General features: G+C 53.0%; 15 protein-coding genes. 11 read left to right on the top strand and 4 right to left on the bottom strand.

Annotated features, from left to right (window positions below):
• Nucleotides 1-6: 6 nt before the first annotated feature.
• On the bottom strand, nucleotides 7-1,329 hold the full coding sequence (gene xylA / locus C1N59_RS00225; protein WP_394550149.1) for a xylose isomerase: 1,323 nt from the start codon (nucleotides 1,327-1,329) through the stop codon (nucleotides 7-9).
• A gap of 354 nt (nucleotides 1,330-1,683) precedes the next feature.
• Here xylA and xylF point away from each other — a divergent pair, with 354 nt between their 5' ends.
• From xylF to C1N59_RS00185, 8 genes are all read left to right on the top strand, one after another.
• On the top strand, nucleotides 1,684-2,676 hold the full coding sequence (gene xylF, locus C1N59_RS00220) for a D-xylose ABC transporter substrate-binding protein (protein ID WP_039339152.1): 993 nt from the start codon (nucleotides 1,684-1,686) through the stop codon (nucleotides 2,674-2,676).
• Between the two features lie 26 nt (nucleotides 2,677-2,702).
• Nucleotides 2,703-4,223, top strand: coding sequence for a xylose ABC transporter ATP-binding protein (locus C1N59_RS00215; protein WP_006121215.1), 1,521 nt, complete (start codon nucleotides 2,703-2,705; stop codon nucleotides 4,221-4,223).
• Nucleotides 4,216-5,397: a xylose ABC transporter permease XylH gene (gene xylH, locus C1N59_RS00210; protein WP_375093977.1), complete on the top strand. Its 1,182-nt coding sequence runs from the start codon at nucleotides 4,216-4,218 to the stop codon at nucleotides 5,395-5,397. Before C1N59_RS00215 ends, xylH begins: the two co-directional genes overlap by 8 nt.
• A gap of 93 nt (nucleotides 5,398-5,490) precedes the next feature.
• Nucleotides 5,491-6,666, top strand: coding sequence for a D-xylose utilization transcriptional activator XylR (gene xylR, locus C1N59_RS00205; RefSeq protein WP_033737245.1), 1,176 nt, complete (start codon nucleotides 5,491-5,493; stop codon nucleotides 6,664-6,666).
• Nucleotides 6,667-7,341: 675 nt separating this feature from the next.
• Entirely contained in the window at nucleotides 7,342-7,779 is a 438-nt protein-coding gene (locus tag C1N59_RS00200) for a GNAT family N-acetyltransferase (protein ID WP_375093975.1), read from the top strand.
• 81 nt (nucleotides 7,780-7,860) lie between these two features.
• Complete coding sequence (locus C1N59_RS00195; RefSeq protein ID WP_394550148.1) at nucleotides 7,861-8,328, top strand: OsmC family protein; 468 nt, start codon at nucleotides 7,861-7,863, stop codon at nucleotides 8,326-8,328.
• 137 nt (nucleotides 8,329-8,465) lie between these two features.
• Entirely contained in the window at nucleotides 8,466-8,654 is a 189-nt protein-coding gene (locus C1N59_RS00190) for a YjfB family protein (protein WP_006121221.1), read from the top strand.
• 278 nt (nucleotides 8,655-8,932) lie between these two features.
• The gene (locus C1N59_RS00185; RefSeq protein ID WP_054634767.1) at nucleotides 8,933-9,571 is read left to right on the top strand and encodes a LysE family transporter; all 639 of its coding nucleotides are present in this window, start codon (nucleotides 8,933-8,935) and stop codon (nucleotides 9,569-9,571) included.
• Here the strand turns inward: C1N59_RS00185 and C1N59_RS00180 are convergent.
• On the bottom strand, nucleotides 9,542-10,360 hold the full coding sequence (locus C1N59_RS00180; protein WP_054634766.1) for a helix-turn-helix domain-containing protein: 819 nt from the start codon (nucleotides 10,358-10,360) through the stop codon (nucleotides 9,542-9,544). The two genes, C1N59_RS00185 and C1N59_RS00180, sit on opposite strands and share 30 nt — an antisense overlap.
• A gap of 784 nt (nucleotides 10,361-11,144) precedes the next feature.
• Between C1N59_RS00180 and C1N59_RS00175 the strand changes: the two genes are divergently transcribed.
• From C1N59_RS00175 to C1N59_RS00165, 3 genes are all read left to right on the top strand, one after another.
• Complete coding sequence (locus C1N59_RS00175) at nucleotides 11,145-11,360, top strand: YdgH/BhsA/McbA-like domain containing protein (RefSeq protein WP_033737256.1); 216 nt, start codon at nucleotides 11,145-11,147, stop codon at nucleotides 11,358-11,360.
• Nucleotides 11,361-11,658: 298 nt separating this feature from the next.
• Nucleotides 11,659-12,981, top strand: a complete 1,323-nt coding sequence (locus C1N59_RS00170; protein ID WP_033737258.1) for a methyl-accepting chemotaxis protein — start codon at nucleotides 11,659-11,661, stop codon at nucleotides 12,979-12,981.
• Between the two features lie 145 nt (nucleotides 12,982-13,126).
• Nucleotides 13,127-14,026: a LysR family transcriptional regulator gene (locus C1N59_RS00165; RefSeq protein ID WP_033737398.1), complete on the top strand. Its 900-nt coding sequence runs from the start codon at nucleotides 13,127-13,129 to the stop codon at nucleotides 14,024-14,026.
• Here the strand turns inward: C1N59_RS00165 and C1N59_RS00160 are convergent.
• Nucleotides 14,001-14,807 carry a substrate-binding domain-containing protein gene (locus C1N59_RS00160; RefSeq protein ID WP_394550147.1) on the bottom strand — a complete coding sequence of 269 codons (807 nt, stop codon included), beginning with the start codon at nucleotides 14,805-14,807 and terminating at the stop codon, nucleotides 14,001-14,003. The two genes, C1N59_RS00165 and C1N59_RS00160, sit on opposite strands and share 26 nt — an antisense overlap.
• A 15-nt stretch (nucleotides 14,808-14,822) precedes the next feature.
• Nucleotides 14,823-16,124: an MFS transporter gene (locus C1N59_RS00155; RefSeq protein ID WP_033737399.1), complete on the bottom strand. Its 1,302-nt coding sequence runs from the start codon at nucleotides 16,122-16,124 to the stop codon at nucleotides 14,823-14,825.
• Nucleotides 16,125-16,167 lie beyond the last annotated feature (43 nt).

The following is a 16,167-nucleotide window of genomic DNA, read 5'->3' as shown; positions in this document are numbered from 1 at the left end:
TACGGATTAGAAGTCATAGAGGTAATGATTCACCAGGTTTTCCAGTTGTTCCTGGCGACCGCTGCGATGTTGCGGATTGAACTGCTGCTGGTGCGCATGGGCCGCGAGCGTTTCCAGTGAAAACTCACCTTTCAAAATCTGCTGACCAAACTCCCCGTTCCAGCCGCTGTAGCGCTGTGCCACGCGCTGATCAAGCTCACCGTCAGACAGCATACGCGCCGCCACTTTCAACGCCAGCGCCATCGTGTCCATGGCTCCGATGTGTCCATAGAACAGATCGTACTTGTCGGTGCTCTGCCGACGTACTTTGGCATCAAAGTTTAAGCCGCCTGTGGTAAAGCCGCCTGCTTTGATAATTTCATACATCACCAGCGCGTTCTCTTCCACGCTGACCGGGAACTGATCGGTGTCCCAGCCACACTGGGCATCACCCCTATTGGCATCGACCGAACCAAATACACCCAGCGCAATTGCCGTCGCTATTTCGTGATGGAATGAGTGACCCGCCAGCGTGGCATGGTTGGCTTCCACGTTTACCTTAATCTCTTTTTCCAGGGCAAACTGCTTCAGGAAGCCATAAACCGTCGCGACGTCATAATCGTACTGATGTTTGGTCGGCTCTTGCGGTTTGGGTTCAATCAGGAGCGTGCCCTGGAAGCCGATTTTGTGCTTATGTTCAACGACCATCTGCATAAAGCGGCCAATCTGCTCGCGCTCCTGGCGCAGGTCGGTATTTAACAGCGTTTCATAGCCTTCGCGTCCGCCCCACAGTACGTAGTTTTCGCCCCCCAGCGTTTGGGTCGCTTTCATTGCACTGCACACCTGACTGGCGGCCCAGGAAAACACTTCCGGATCCGGATTGGTGGCGGCACCCGCACCGTAACGCGGATGCGTAAAGCAGTTAGCGGTGCCCCAGAGCAGTTTTAAGCCCGTTTCCTGCTGTTTCGCCTGCAACGTATCGGTCATTACCGCCAGGTTTTCGCGATAGCTTTTTAAGGAGTCACCTTCAGGTGAGACGTCCACATCGTGGAAGCAGTAGTAAGGCACGTTCAGCTTGTGGAAAAACTCAAAGGCAACGTCCGCTTTCAGTTTGGCCAGCGCCAGCGCATCGCCCGCTTTTTGCCATGGACGATCAAAAGCGCCGACACCAAACATGTCCGCGCCATTCCAGCAGAAGGTGTGCCAGTAACAGGCGGCGAAGCGCAGATGCTCAGCCATGGTTTTCCCCAGGATGACTTCGTCAGGGTTGTAGTGGCGGAAGGCCAGAGGATTACTGGTTTTTGCGCCTTCGTAGCGAACGCGATCAAACTGGTCAAAATAAGCGTGCATGGTTTGCTCCTTAACAGTGGTCCCGAATGGGTTACCCAGAAGCCATATTGTGCGTATCCGCTTTCTGACCACTCAATTACGATATTTCACACAGGCAGTAAGAGAATTATTTATTGTGCGCTTGCTCGCAAAAAAATATGACGATGAGATGACCTCATGCTGTGCAGTTTGCGGTAACGGCGAGTCTGAAAATGTTAAAATTTGGATCGCGCTCAAAAATTCAGAAATAAACCAAAAAACGTAATAGCCGGATAAAAATCAGTAATTGCTGGCAGGTAAAAATAAGGTGAACAATTCATCCGCCTGGTTCATAGCCTTACAACGACAATAACCGTTCCCTACAGGATGACCATGATGAAAATGAAACCCGCATTACTCGCTGCGCTTGCGGCGCTTACGCTGTTCAGTCAGGCCAGTCTGGCAAAAGAAGTCAAAATCGGCATGGCCATTGACGATTTACGTCTGGAACGCTGGCAAAAAGACCGCGATATCTTCGTTAAACAGGCGGAAGCAAAGGGCGCGAAAGTCTTCGTGCAGTCTGCCAATGGCAACGAAGAAACGCAAATGTCGCAAATCGAAAATATGATCAACCGCGGCGTGGATGTGCTGGTTATTATTCCCTACAACGGTCAGGTATTAAGTAACGTCGTGGCAGAAGCGAAACGCGAAGGCATTAAAGTTCTGGCCTATGATCGCATGATTAATAATGCCGATATCGATTTCTATATTTCGTTTGATAATGAAAAAGTCGGCGAAATGCAGGCTGAAAGCCTGGTGAAAAAAGTACCCAAAGGCAATTACTTCCTGATGGGCGGATCGCCTGTCGATAATAACGCCCGCCTGTTCCGCGAAGGGCAGATGAAGGTGTTAAAACCCTCTATTGATAATGGCAGCATAAAAGTTGTCGGTGACCAGTGGGTTGATGCCTGGCTGCCGGAAAATGCACTGAAAATCATGGAAAACGCCCTGACCGCCAATAAAAACCACATCGATGCCGTTGTGGCCTCAAACGATGCTACCGCGGGGGGAGCGATCCAGGCGCTCAGCGCGCAGGGGCTGGCCGGTAAGGTCGCCATCTCCGGGCAGGATGCCGATCTTGCCGCCATCAAACGCATCATGAATGGCACGCAAACCATGACGGTGTACAAACCGATCAAAGAACTGGCGACTGAAGCAGCTAATGTCGCCGTCGAGCTGGGCAACGGTCAGACGCCTGCCAGCAATGCCAAACTCAACAACGGCCTGAAAGACGTGCCGTCGCGCCTGCTGACGCCCATCGAGGTCAACAAAGACAATATCGACAGTACCGTGGTGAAAGACGGTTTCCATAAGAAGAGTGAACTCTGATCGCCATCCTGCGAAGGAGAAGACCGATGTTGCTGGAAATGAAAAATATCACCAAGCGTTTCGGCGCGGTGAAGGCGCTGGACAACGTCAGCCTGCAACTGGATGCCGGTGAAGTGCTGTCGTTGTGTGGTGAAAACGGCTCTGGCAAATCGACCCTGATGAAAATCCTGTGCGGACTGTATCCGCACGGGGAGTTTGAGGGGCAGATTCAGTTTTCCGGGGACCCGATCCAGGCACAGACTATTCGCGATACCGAACGCAAAGGAATTGTCATTATCCATCAGGAGCTGGCGCTGGTACGGCAACTGACCGTGATGGAGAACATCTTCCTGGGCGCAGAGCTGGGGCGCTTTGGCATGGTGGACGATGAAACCATGACGCTGCGCTGCCAGCAGTTGCTGGAACGGGTCAAACTTAACGTCTCGCCCGACACGCGCGTGGGTGAGCTGGGCCTGGGGCAACAGCAGCTGGTGGAGATTGCGCGGGCGCTCAACAAACAGGTGCGGCTGCTTATCCTCGATGAGCCGACGTCCTCGCTGACCGAGCAGGAAACCACGGTACTGCTCAGTATCATCCACAACCTGCGCGAGCACGGTATCGCCTGTATTTATATCTCGCACAAACTGAACGAGGTGCGGGCGATTTCGGACACCATCTGCGTGATTCGCGATGGTCAGCATATTGCCACTCGTCCGGCGGCGGGCCTGAGTGAGGACGATATCATCACCATGATGGTCGGACGTGAACTCACGGCGCTCTATCCACATTCACCTCACGAGATTGGCGACACGGTGCTGCAGGTCAGCAACCTGACGGCCTGGCACCCGGTCAACCGCCACATCAAGCGCGTGAATAACCTGTCCTTTACCCTGCGTAAGGGAGAGATCCTTGGTATCGCCGGATTAGTCGGTGCTGGCCGAACGGAAACCGTTCAGTGTCTGTTTGGCGTCTGGCCTGGTCGCTGGCAGGGTGAGATCCGGATTAACGGCAACAAAGTGACTATCCGCGACTGTCAGGAGGCAATCGCGCACGGCATTGCCATGGTACCGGAGGATCGTAAAAAAGACGGCATTGTGCCGCTGATGGGCGTGGGCAAAAACATCACTCTGGCGGCGCTGGATCAGTTCAGCCAGCGCCTGTCCACAATTGACGAAGCCAGCGAGCTGCACGCCATTAATGCCGCTATCGCCCGCTTGCGGGTCAAAACCTCGTCACCTGAACTGCCGATTGGCCGCCTCAGCGGCGGCAACCAGCAAAAAGCGATTCTGGCGAAATGCCTGCTGCTCAATCCAAAAATTCTGATTCTGGATGAGCCCACGCGCGGTATTGATGTGGGTGCGCGGCAGGAAATTTATGTGCTAATCAATGCGCTGGTACAGCAGGGCATCTCCGTCATTGTGATCTCGTCTGAGTTGCCCGAAGTGCTGGGCCTCAGCGACCGCATTCTGGTGATGCATGAAGGGCAAATCAAAGCCGATCTGATTAACGACAATCTGACTCAGGAGCAGGTGATGGAAGCCGCTCTGCGGAGTGAACATTATGCTTAACAGCGAAACCAAGCCCGCCGTATCGACGCCGGCCAACAAGCCCGTCTCCAGCAAGCTCGGCCTGCGTAATTTGCAGGTGCTGGTCATGCTGGGGGCGATTGTGTTGATTGCCCTGTTTTTTACCTGGACTACTGACGGTGCCTGGCTCAGCCCGCGCAACGTCTCTAACCTGCTGCGCCAGACAGCGATAACCGGCATCCTGGCGGTGGGCATGGTGTTTGTTATTATCTCCGCTGAGATCGACCTCTCAGTTGGCTCTATGATGGGGCTGCTGGGCGGCGCGGCGGCGATCTTTGACGTCTGGCTGGGCTGGCCGCTGCCACTGACCATTGTGGTCACGCTGGTGCTTGGCCTGCTGCTGGGCACCTGGAATGGCTGGTGGGTGGCCTACCGCAAGGTGCCTTCGTTTATCGTAACGCTGGCCGGTATGCTGGCGTTTCGCGGCATCCTGGTCGGTATCACCGACGGAACTACCGTTGCCCCGACCAGTCCGGCGATGTCCCAGATTGGGCAAAGCTATTTGCCAGGCGGCTTCGGTTTTGGTTTTGGCTTTATCGGCCTGGCACTGTTTATTTTGTGGCAGTGGCGCTTACGGCTGCGTCGTCAGCAGTTGGGGCTGGCTCAACCGGCGGCGACAAGCACCGTGGCACGCCAGGCGATCACCGCCGTGCTGGTGCTGGGGGCGATCTGGCTGCTGAATGATTACCGTGGCGTACCTACTCCGGTACTGCTGCTGGCATTGCTGCTGCTGGCGGGAATGTTTATGGCCACCCGCACGGCTTTTGGCCGCCGCATTTACGCCATCGGCGGCAATATTGATGCCGCCCGGCTTTCCGGTATCAATGTGGCGCGCACCAAGCTGGCGGTGTTTGCCATCAATGGCCTGATGGTGGCGATCGCGGGGCTGATCCTCAGCTCACGTCTGGGCGCGGGATCGCCTTCTGCCGGGAACATCGCCGAACTGGATGCGATTGCAGCCTGTGTTATCGGCGGCACCAGCCTGGCTGGCGGGGTCGGATCCGTCGCCGGGGCGGTGATGGGCGCGTTTATCATGGCCTCGCTGGATAACGGCATGAGCATGATGGATGTGCCGACCTTCTGGCAGTACATCGTAAAAGGGGCGATTTTGCTGCTGGCGGTCTGGATGGACACCGCAACGCGCCGCCGTATGTAATCGTGTGAACGATCACACTGTGGCGCAAACCATTTCTGTGATGCATCCAGCTGTGCTATGCAATGCGCTGGGAGTTAACGGGACGCTGCCACTATGCATGAGAAACGATACCGCATTACCCTGCTGTTTAACGCCAACAAGGTTTACGATCGTCAGGTGGTTGAAGGCGTTGGCGAGTATTTACAGGCTTCACAGACAAACTGGGATATTTTCATTGAGGAGGATTTCCGCTGCCGCATTGACAATATCCATGAGTGGCTGGGCGACGGCGTGATTGCGGATTATGACGACAGCGCCATTCAGCGTTCGCTGGCAGACGTGGCGGTGCCGGTCGTCGGTGTGGGTGGCTCCTATCATCGTGAAGAGGATTACCCGCCGGTACACTACATTGCCACCGACAACAGCGCGCTGGTGGAAAGTGCCTTCCTGCACCTGAAAGCGCGCGGTATCAACCGTTTTGCATTTTACGGTTTGCCGGCTTCCAGTGGTAAACGCTGGGCACAGGAGCGCGAACTGGCGTTTCGCCAACGCGTCATGCGTGAGCGCTATATGGGCGTGGTTTATCAGGGCATGGAAACCGCCTCTGAGAACTGGCAGCACGCGCAAAACCGCCTGGCCGACTGGCTGCAAACCCTTCCCCCGCATACCGGCATTATTGCTGTCACTGATGCACGTGCGCGTCATCTGCTGCAGGCCTGCGAGCACCTGAAGATTCCGGTGCCTGAGAAGCTGTGCGTAATTGGCATCGACAACGAAGAACTGACCCGTTATCTCTCTCGCGTCGCGCTTTCCTCGGTAGTTCAGGGTTCACGACAGATGGGTTATCAGGCCGCTAAGCTGTTACACCGCCTGCTGGATAAGCAGGTTCTGCCGCTCCAGCGCATTCTGGTACCGCCAGTGAAAGTGATTGCCCGCCGCTCAACCGATTTCCGCTCGCTGCACGACCCGGCAGTGATTCAGGCGATGCATTTTATCCGTTTTAACGCCTGTAAGGGCATTAAGGTGGAGCAGGTACTGGATGCCATTGGCCTGTCGCGTTCTAACCTGGAGAAGCGTTTCCGCGACGAAACCGGCGATACGATTCACGCCATGATCCATCGAGAAAAGCTGGAAAAGGCAAAGGAACTGCTGGCGGGCTCGTCACTCAGTATCAATGAGATCTCGCAGATGTGTGGTTATCCCTCATTGCAGTATTTCTATTCGGTGTTCAAGAAGAGCTATGCGACGACACCGAAAGAGTACAGGCAGGAAAATGGAGAAGTGGCGTAAGAAGGCGATGTTGGCATTTCTGTGAGTACATGAATGAACCGATGACCTGTCGCCATCATCTATAAGGAAGCCGGTCCGAATGTCCTGGGCTGGCTTTCCACTTATATTTTCTCTGAAAGACAAGACGAGAATGTCAGAATGAATATATTCAACTGAGTAACACCGTAAGGCATATTAAAGTAGCTATAAAAGATTTAATTTTTTGATTTATATAATTAATTATTCAAAATTTTCTGAGGTTATGTTCTGTTAAACAGTGTGGCAGAGCTTGCTGTGACTCTGTTTAACAATCACCATGATCCATGGTCACCCTTTTTTTGAGGGACTGTGTAGTTCAGTGCTTTTCTGACAGACTGTCGAAAATATACTTCTTTATATTATGGTTTTCTTTGAGAAAGGGCTGGGCCGCTGCCTCGCTTAAGTAGGAATCGCAAAATTCCACAGCCATTCGTAATACCCTGGCTGAATGCGCCTGCGCTGTCATCGTTATTATGGTCATCAGCCACGATTTTACAGACTCCATCGCATTAAGATAGCTTCTGAGGGAGACAGCTGCTTTACTGATTGAGCAGGCTCCAACAAGCCGTCAGTCGCTGTTTTCGTATCCGCGATGTGTAGCGTCGTCATGGCATTACAGCGGCGAGTTATCTGGCCCATCGACTAAAAGGAACGTCAATGCTTAACGTTCGTAATGCCCTGCCGGATGATTACGCAGCCTGGCTGGGGCTCTGGAAAGATTACCTGCTGTTTTATGGTCATCACCTGGATGAGAGCGTCACGCTGTCTACCTGGCAGAGAATCCATTCACCTGACTCCGCGCTCATGTGTCGACTCGCCGAACAAAACGGCAGCGTGATCGGTTTCGCGATATGTGTGATACACGAGGGGACCTGGGTCACTCGGCCCGTATGCTATCTGGAAGATCTCTTTGTTAAGGAAAACAAGCGCGGCGTAGGTGCGGGAAAAGCCCTAATCGTGGCAGTCTGCGATGAAGCCCGTGAACTGGGTTGGGCGAAAGTATATTGGGTGACAAATGAAAACAATCCTGCCCGCAGATTGTACGATAAGCTGGCACAGGTGGATGATATTGTCCGTTATAACATCAGGCTCTGAGCATCAATCCGCTGGGCTACAGGCCTGAAATCACGATGGATACTGTCTCCAGAATCACCTTCAGCCTTTAAAGGATGCAAGATGGCTAATCGGGAACATCATTACCATATTCACATTCGCTGGACCGGTAACCGTGGCAGCGGTACAGATTCCTACACTGCGTACGACCGCAATGGTGAGCTTGCCGCTGAGGGGAAAGCGACCATCGCACTGAGTGCCGATCCGGCCTTTCGGGGCGATGCCACGCGCTGGAATCCCGAAGAACTGTTACTGGCCTCGGCGTCCGCCTGCCATAAATTATGGTATCTGCATCTGTGCGCTGATGCCGGTATCATCGTCGAGGCTTATGAGGATGCGGCGGAGGGCACAATGGTCGAGGGTGAGCGGGGGCATTTCAAGCAAATCACGCTGAAGCCGTTGGTCACATTGCGCGATCCGGCGGACGCTGCGCGCGCAGAAGCGCTGCACCACGATGCTCACGATGCGTGTTTTATCGCGAATTCGCTGAATTTTCCGGTGAGTTTTGTGCCGCGGTTTGTTTCACGATAAGCAGTGTGCTTCACGGTACTGTTAATCATGCTTAAGTTTTGCGTATATGTGCCGATACTTTATGCGCCACTGGCGAAATCCGTCGCCAGTATTATGTGACCCCCGTTTGGGGCTCAGTCAACATAAGGAGCAACTGCATGGATATTCAGCAACTCACAACGCTGTCTGCAGGGTTAGATCAATGGCAGGCACGTGGTGAAGCCAATGCGACGCTGTTAAAGAAAACCCTGAACCAACAGGCAGATACCATCACTACACTGGTGGAAGGCGTTACTGCCCTTCCCGCGAACCCGGCTGTAGGGCGGAACATTAACACCACCGCCTGATTATTCTGCTCCAGGTTCCCCGGGCGGATCATGTCGTACCGCCCGCTTTATTCCCTTTCCCCGTCGGCTGACTCTCCCTTCATCCCTTCGCTGCAATTTTTTCCAATACCTGAGCTGAGTAAAAGAATGAAATAAGGTATCACTCACGTTCAGGCAGGGAACTCAATGACGCCGCTTCAGTTTACGCTTCGCTCTCCGGAATGGGCTCTTTTTACAGAATTTACAGGCTCATATCAGGTGGCACAGCGCGAGGTTCTTTCGTGCAGGAGTGTAGTGCGATGATGTCCTTTTCGACGGGGTTTTTCTTAAGTCTGTCACTGTGTCTGGATATCGGCATTGCCAACATCGCTATGATTACGCTGGCAATGCAGCGGGGATATTTTCAGGGATTTTCGCTGGGCATCGGCACCTGTATAGGCGATCTTTTTTATGCCGTGCTGGCGCTGGCGGGCATGGCGGTGTTGCTGCAATTCGAGATAGTGCGATGGATAATCTGGGCGGGTGGAGGGCTTCTGCTGACAGGGTTCACCGTTAAAATGCTGATGGCTGCCTTCAGTACAGTTAACGATATCGACACATCACAGGTGACTGTCAGGCAATCGCTGTTCCGTGAGTTTCGTCGCGGAATTGTACTGGCCCTGTCCTCGCCCACCGCCATTCTGTGGTTTGCGACGGTGGGTGGCGCGCTCATTTCCCGTTTCGGGGAGCAAAACCTTACTGGAACCACGCTATTTCTGAGCGGTTTTTTTCTGGCCGGGGTGATATGGACGGGTGTGCTCTGTCTGGTTGGCAGCGTGGGCGGCAGGCTATTAGGACAAAAGTTGTTGAGATATTCCTACATGCTTTCTGCCCTTATCTTTGCCTGTTTTGCTTTTTACGTCATCGTTTCAGGTTATAAAGAATTTTTGCTTTCCTGAACCTACTTGTGAAGCATAGTGTTTGGGCGTGGTGCCCATTACTTTGCGAAACGCATTGATAAAATGGCTTTGATCGTAAAATCCCAGGCGATGCGCGGCGTCCAGAGGATGCTGATTCTGTCGCAGAAGCGCCCGCGCTGCACACAGGCGAAGCTGCATGTGATACTGCAAAGGTGGAAGCCCGGTATAAGCAGTAAAACGCCTCACCAGCGCGTATTTGCTTATTCCCGCTACCTGCACCAATGCATTCAGCGTAAGCTTCATGTTCACATGCTGACGCATAAAAGCAATGATGCGGTCCAGGTCTTTATCGACCACGGCATCTCGCGTGACTTTCTCAGAGAACAATTCTGCGCACAACAGCAAAAGTGCCTGCTCTTCCTCTTCGCTGTCATGGTGTTGTGTCAGTTGGGCATAGCGACATATAGCGTTAAATAACGCCTGATGCGTGAAAACGCCTTCAGCTAAAACGGGTGCCTCACGGTGACTGCTGAGATTTTGGCTGAGATTGAATGTTTTTAATAGCGTCTGCGGAATATGGATGCTGAGGAATTCAGCGCCGTGCTGATCGAAACGTGAAGACTGGATGCTGGCCGGATTATACAGGGTGATCTGACCCGCATTGACCTGCTGTGTCTGGCCATTAAGTGTGATTTCCTCAATGCCCGACAGGTTGGCGCTAAGCACATATTCATCGTGCGTGTGTTTTGGAAAGGTTGCGTTATGCGCTTTAACGCGCGAGCACTCCATACCATTGCGACTAAACCAGTCCAGAGCGTACAGCGCCATTAAAGCTCTCCTCCACAAAATATCAGCGCGCAGATGGCGCTGATAAAGCCTCTCAGCAGACTATATCACCGCGATGAAAAGACGCACATTAACGCGTAATATTCCAGTCGCTTTTGCCACAGGAAAAACAGGTAGTTAAAGAAAAGAGCGGAGGAGGGCGAAAAGGCATGATTTTTCAGGATTACTGGCAAATTTTAGTGCGCTTTGCTTACCTGGAAAGCCGAAAGCCGAAAGCCGAAAGCCGAAAGCCGAAAGCCGAAAGCCGAAAGCCGAAAGCCGAAAGCCGAAAGCCGAAAGCCGTGACAAACAAACCCATCCGCTCTCTGGAATCTAAGCCACGGGTTGACACATAAGAAACCAACAGGGGAAAAGGTCGCGCTACGTACTAACGCGCGCAAGCAGCAATAAAGCATTATCCTGTTTGTCGTCTGGCAGCAGTCATCCAGATGTGTGCGTTTAAAAGCGCACAAGCTTCGCAGTTAACCGCTCTTAGTGCGCAGATAAGATCTGCCAGACAAGTGAGATATCCTTAATCCCTGGCATAGCAAAACGTGAAATATAGCTGCAGATCGCGCTGAGCTTCTGCTTCTCCTGCCTCAGTCACCCTTACCAAAACGTTATATGTCAATTCCGCAACGTCGGCATGAGGTTTTAGCTATCAGCGTGATAGATAGTATGATCACAATTGCGGCACTTATTGTTAAATTTGCATTAATAACTATGGTTATCATTACTCCCATCGAAAGCACACTGCTTTCCCGCTTACACGATAAGGAACCGGATTATGAAAACCATGAAAACACTTTCCCTTGCTGCCGTTGCTGCGCTTTCACTGATGTCAGCCTCTGCTTTTGCGCAAACTGTCACCGCAACTGGTTCAACCCTTGATGGTACCGAAGCGAAAATTGCAGCCCAGGCTGAACAGCAGGGTGCGCAGTACAGAATCATCGAAGCCAACACGAACGACCGTGTCCACATGACCGCCGAGCTGTATAAATAACCGCGTCGTGTTGAAAGAAGCGCAAAGAGCTGCCTGATGGCAGCTTTTTTTTGGTCGCTGCAGAGCGTTAAAAGGACGGTTTATGTCGACAGTGACGTAAACCTGGTGTGCAAATAATTTTCACTTAATGTCAGTCATTACGTTTTAACGCGGCCAAAAATAAAGGGCGCTGTATTCATCCTTTAATTAACGTTATTAGCCCGGTCACAATCTGTTGCCTGTTTATTCTCCATTGTCTCAAGCCTGCTCTTTCTTCTGCCGATAAACTCTCCAGACCACTCAACATGGCAGTATAAAAATGACAATTCTAAAAAAATTATTTTCCCTTTTCTCAAAACACCAGCATAAACACGCCGCCGATTCGCTCAAAGCACTGAATGATGCCATTCCGATCATCGAGTTTACGCCAGAAGGCACGATCCTTCGGGCAAATGATCTTTTTCTCAACAAGATGGGCTATGAGATAAAAGAAATCGTGGGTCGTCATCACAGCATGTTTTGCTCGCCCTCGCTGGTCAACTCAGCCGAGTATCGCCAGTTCTGGCTACGGCTGGCCAGCGGCAAGAGCTTCAGCGGTAAATACCTGCGTTTAGGCAAAGATAATCATCCCGTCTGGCTGGAAGCCAGCTATGTGCCAGTAAAAGATCGGCAGGGTCGGGTCATTAAGGTCATCAAGCTGGCGGCTGATATTTCCGAGCGTATCAGCGAAGCGCAGCAGCAGGATGCCATGGTACAGGCGATCAGCCGCTCAATGGCCGTCATTGCATTTAATAAGGCCGGGGAAGTACTGGAGGTGAATGAAAACTTCCTGAAAGCGACCGGCTACAAAGCCGATGAGATCCTCGGGCGGCATCACCGTATGTTTTGCTCTGAGGAACTGCGTAACAGCCAGGAATATCAGCAGTTCTGGCAACGCCTGAACCAGGGCGAATTTTTTTCCGGCCAGTATCCGCGCCTTAACCGCCAGGGTAAAACCATCTGGCTGCGTGCAACCTATAACCCGGTTTTTGATACCGAAGGCCGGTTATATAAGATCGTGAAATTCGCGACGGATGTGACGGAGCAGGTGTTGCAAAACCAGCAGGAAAACGAAGCCGCTCAGCACGCATGGAAGATGGCGCAACAGACACGTGAAAGCTCGGTAACGGGTGCCGATGTCATCGAAGACAGCGTCAGAACGATGGCGGAAATCGCCAATGAGATGAACAGCGTTTCGGCGGATGTCTTTGGCCTGAACGGCCAGTCTGACCGGATTGCCGATATGGTGCATTCCATTCGCAATATCGCCGAGCAGACGCGCTTTATTGCGCTGAATGCAGCCATTGAGGCTGCCCGCGCTGGCACGTCGGGGCGCAGTTTTGCCATCGTAGCCGCCGAGGTACGCACGCTGGCGGCACGTATTAACGAAGCGACAGAAGAAATAGGACGCGTGGTGTCCAGTAATAATCAGCTGGCGAAAAAGGTGCTGGAAGACATCGAAAATAACCTGAAAAACACGGCGCGTGGAGTCAATCTTATGCGTCAGGCGGGTGAGGTAATCGCCAGTATTCAGAGCAATTCTGAGCGCGTCGAGGAAGCGGTCAGAAACGTTTCCCGTTCATCCACGCCACATCCTGTCTGAGTATTTTTTCCGGTCGCCTGCCTTTACGGGTGACCGGTTTCCCCGCTTAACACCCGCCGTTTCGCGCATATTTCACTTTGTTTGCTGTTAAGCGATAAGGCACTATGGTTCCAGCCTTTTCAACATCACGGGAATGTCTGTCGCCATGCCGGTTAATTTCGATCTTAACGATCTGTACGCGTTTCGCGCCCTGGTCGAATATGGCAATTTCCGCATTGCAGCGGAGTCCATTTGCCTGTCCCAGTCGGCCCTGAGCCGCAGGATTGAAAAGCTGGAAACGGCACTGGGGATTAAGCTGTTCGACAGAACCACGCGCCGGGTTACGCTTACGCTTTATGGTCAGACATTTGCCGCACGTTCGGAGCAGCTGCTCGCTAATTTTGAAGAGGTTATGGCCGATATCAGTAAAGTCAGCCAGGATCGGACCGGACTGGTGACGGTGGCGACGGTGCCCTCTGCGGCCTACTATTTTATGCCGGATGTCATTCGCCGCTTTCAGGCCCGCTATCCTCGCGTACGCGTCAAAATCATTGATAGCAGCGCAGGCAACGTGATCGAGGCGGTAACCAGTGGTCAGGCAGATTTTGGCATTTGCTTCTCCGGCAATCCACCACCTGGCACCGAATTTTTACCCCTGGTTGAGGATGTGTATGTTGTCGCCTGCCGACACGACCATCCGCTTGCCAGCCGTAAAGGGCTGACATGGCAGGAATTTTATCAGCAGGATTATGTGGGGCTGGATAAGACGTCGGGTAATCGCAACCTGCTGGATTCTGCCCTGGGTCATGTTGTTCCGGCGCGTCCCAGTATCTGTGAGACCCGACATGTGACCACGATGCTCGGTATGGTTGAAGCGGGAATCGGCATTGCTGCCGTGCCCGCCATGTCAATGCCGTCATCCGGTCATTCGGTGCTGGTGCAGTTACCCCTCACCGATCCGGTGGTGAAACGTACTGTAGGGCTGCTCAGACGCAGCGGACGTATTCAGTCGTATATTGCAGCAGAACTGGAAAAGCTCATTACTGAACAGTATCACGCTGCGTAACAGGCTGCTGCGTTTTCACCGAGTGCATACCGGTTGCGTGAACGACCGCCTGCGCCTGGGCTGAGGCCAGGAAATCAAGTAGCGCTTTACCTGCTTCCGGATGCGCGGCTTTCGCCGGGACAGCGCCCGCAAAGCGGGTAATGTACTGGACATCGTCAGGCAACTCGCCAACAAAAGTCACGCCCTTGACGGGCAGCAGTTCGCTGACCTGCTGTAGTCCCAGTGCATAGTGGCCTTTTGCCACTTCCGAGGCGACAGGAATACGTTCGACCTGATGTGCTTTGTCTTTGACTTTGTCTTCAATGCCTAACTTCTTAAACAACTCGCTGCTGACATACTGACCGCTGGCGCTATCGGAATACGCAATAGACTTCGCGCTCAGTAAGGTTTGACGTAATTCATCATCCGTCTTAATTGCGGGCTTAGCGTCGCCTTGCTTCACGACAATACCAATCGGCGAGTCAGCCAGCTCCACGCGTGAGCCGGGTTTTATCCACTTGTCTTTTTCCAGCTGAGTCAGCGCATTGCCCACCATAATTACCGCATCGGCCTTTTCACCACGTGCCAGGCGGTTAGGGATTGCCTGCGGGGTTTTACCCATTGAAGGGCCGGATACCAGGATAATTTTGTCACCGCTTTGGGCTTCAAACTGAGGCGTGAGTTTCTCCAGGGCGGCTTTAAAGCCACCAGAGATCATCACGGTCACGTCCTTTGCCAGTACCGTCGTGCTGACGGTTGAAAGCACGAGGGTGGCAAGGAGTGATCGGTATAGTCGTTTCATAATGGAGTCCCTGACTTAATGTTTAACGGCGGGTTGTAAATTGACAGCGCTGCGGCGGTAAAGATACAGCGTCGCCAGTAGGGCACAGACGGCAGCAAAGCTCATCCAGTAACCGGGTGACGCTTTATCGCCGGTGTACTCTATCAATGCGGTTGAAATCACCGGGGTAAATCCGCCAAAGACAGCCGTTGCGAGGCTGTAAGCGAGTGAAAAGCCCGCCACCCGAACTTCGGTTGGCATAATCTCGGTCAGGGCAGGAATCATCGCACCGTTATACAGGCCGTAGATAAATGACAGCCACAGCAGTACGGTCAGCATCATCGTAAAACTCGGTGCTTCGGCCAGCAGCGTCAGGGCCGGATAAGCCGTTGCCAGGGCCAGCAACGTCATGGCAATCAGAACCGGCTTACGTCCAAAGCGGTCCGACAGGGCACCCCCGACCGGCAGCCAGAGGAAATTGGAAATGGCCACCAGCAGCGTAACCAGCAGGCTGTCAGACGCACTGAGCATCAGCACCTTCTTGCCGAAGGTGGGGGCATAAACGGTAATCAGATAGAACGCTGTTGTGGTCATCGCCACCATCAACATGCCCGCAACCACTACCTGCCAGTTAGCTAACAGGGTTTTAAAGACCTCGCGCATCGCCAGATGCTTACGGCGAGCATTAAATTCCTGCGTTTCTTCCAGCTTACGACGCAGAAAGAAAATGAAAGGCACAATCAGGCAGCCAAACAGGAACGGAATACGCCAGCCCCATTCACGAATCGCGCTCTCTTCCAGGGCGGCATTCAGGGCAAAGCCCATGGCAGCGGCAACCATAATGGCGACCTGCTGGCTGCCCGACTGCCAACTGGTATAGAAGCCTTTACGGCCTGGCGTAGCGATTTCGGCCAGGTAAACCGACACGCCGCCCAGTTCGGCACCGGCAGAGAAGCCCTGCAACAGGCGACCGATAAGCACCAGCATCGGGGCCCAAAGGCCAATGCTCTGATAAGACGGGATTAATACGATCAGAAAGGTGCCCGTAGCCATAATGGACAGGGTTACGATCAATCCTTTGCGTCTGCCGACTTTATCAATATAAGCGCCCAGCACCACGGCGCCGATCGGGCGCATCAGGAAACCTGCGCCGAAGACGGCAAAGGTCATCATCAGTGAGGCGAACTCACTGCTCGCCGGAAAGAAAGTATGCGCGATGTAGGTGGCATAAAAACCAAACAGAAAGAAGTCAAACTGTTCCAGAAAGTTGCCCGAGGTAACGCGCAAGATTGCGCCGATTCTGGCGCGAGTGGTCATAGGTGAAGTCGAGGAATGCATCGGTATCTCCAGTTTATCATTGACGCTTTTTGCTGCGCCTGTT

It is taken from the genome of Pantoea sp. SGAir0183 (genome assembly GCF_043545505.1).
Note: the sequence above shows the minus strand (reverse complement) of the source record. Positions and strands in the feature narration are given on the sequence as shown.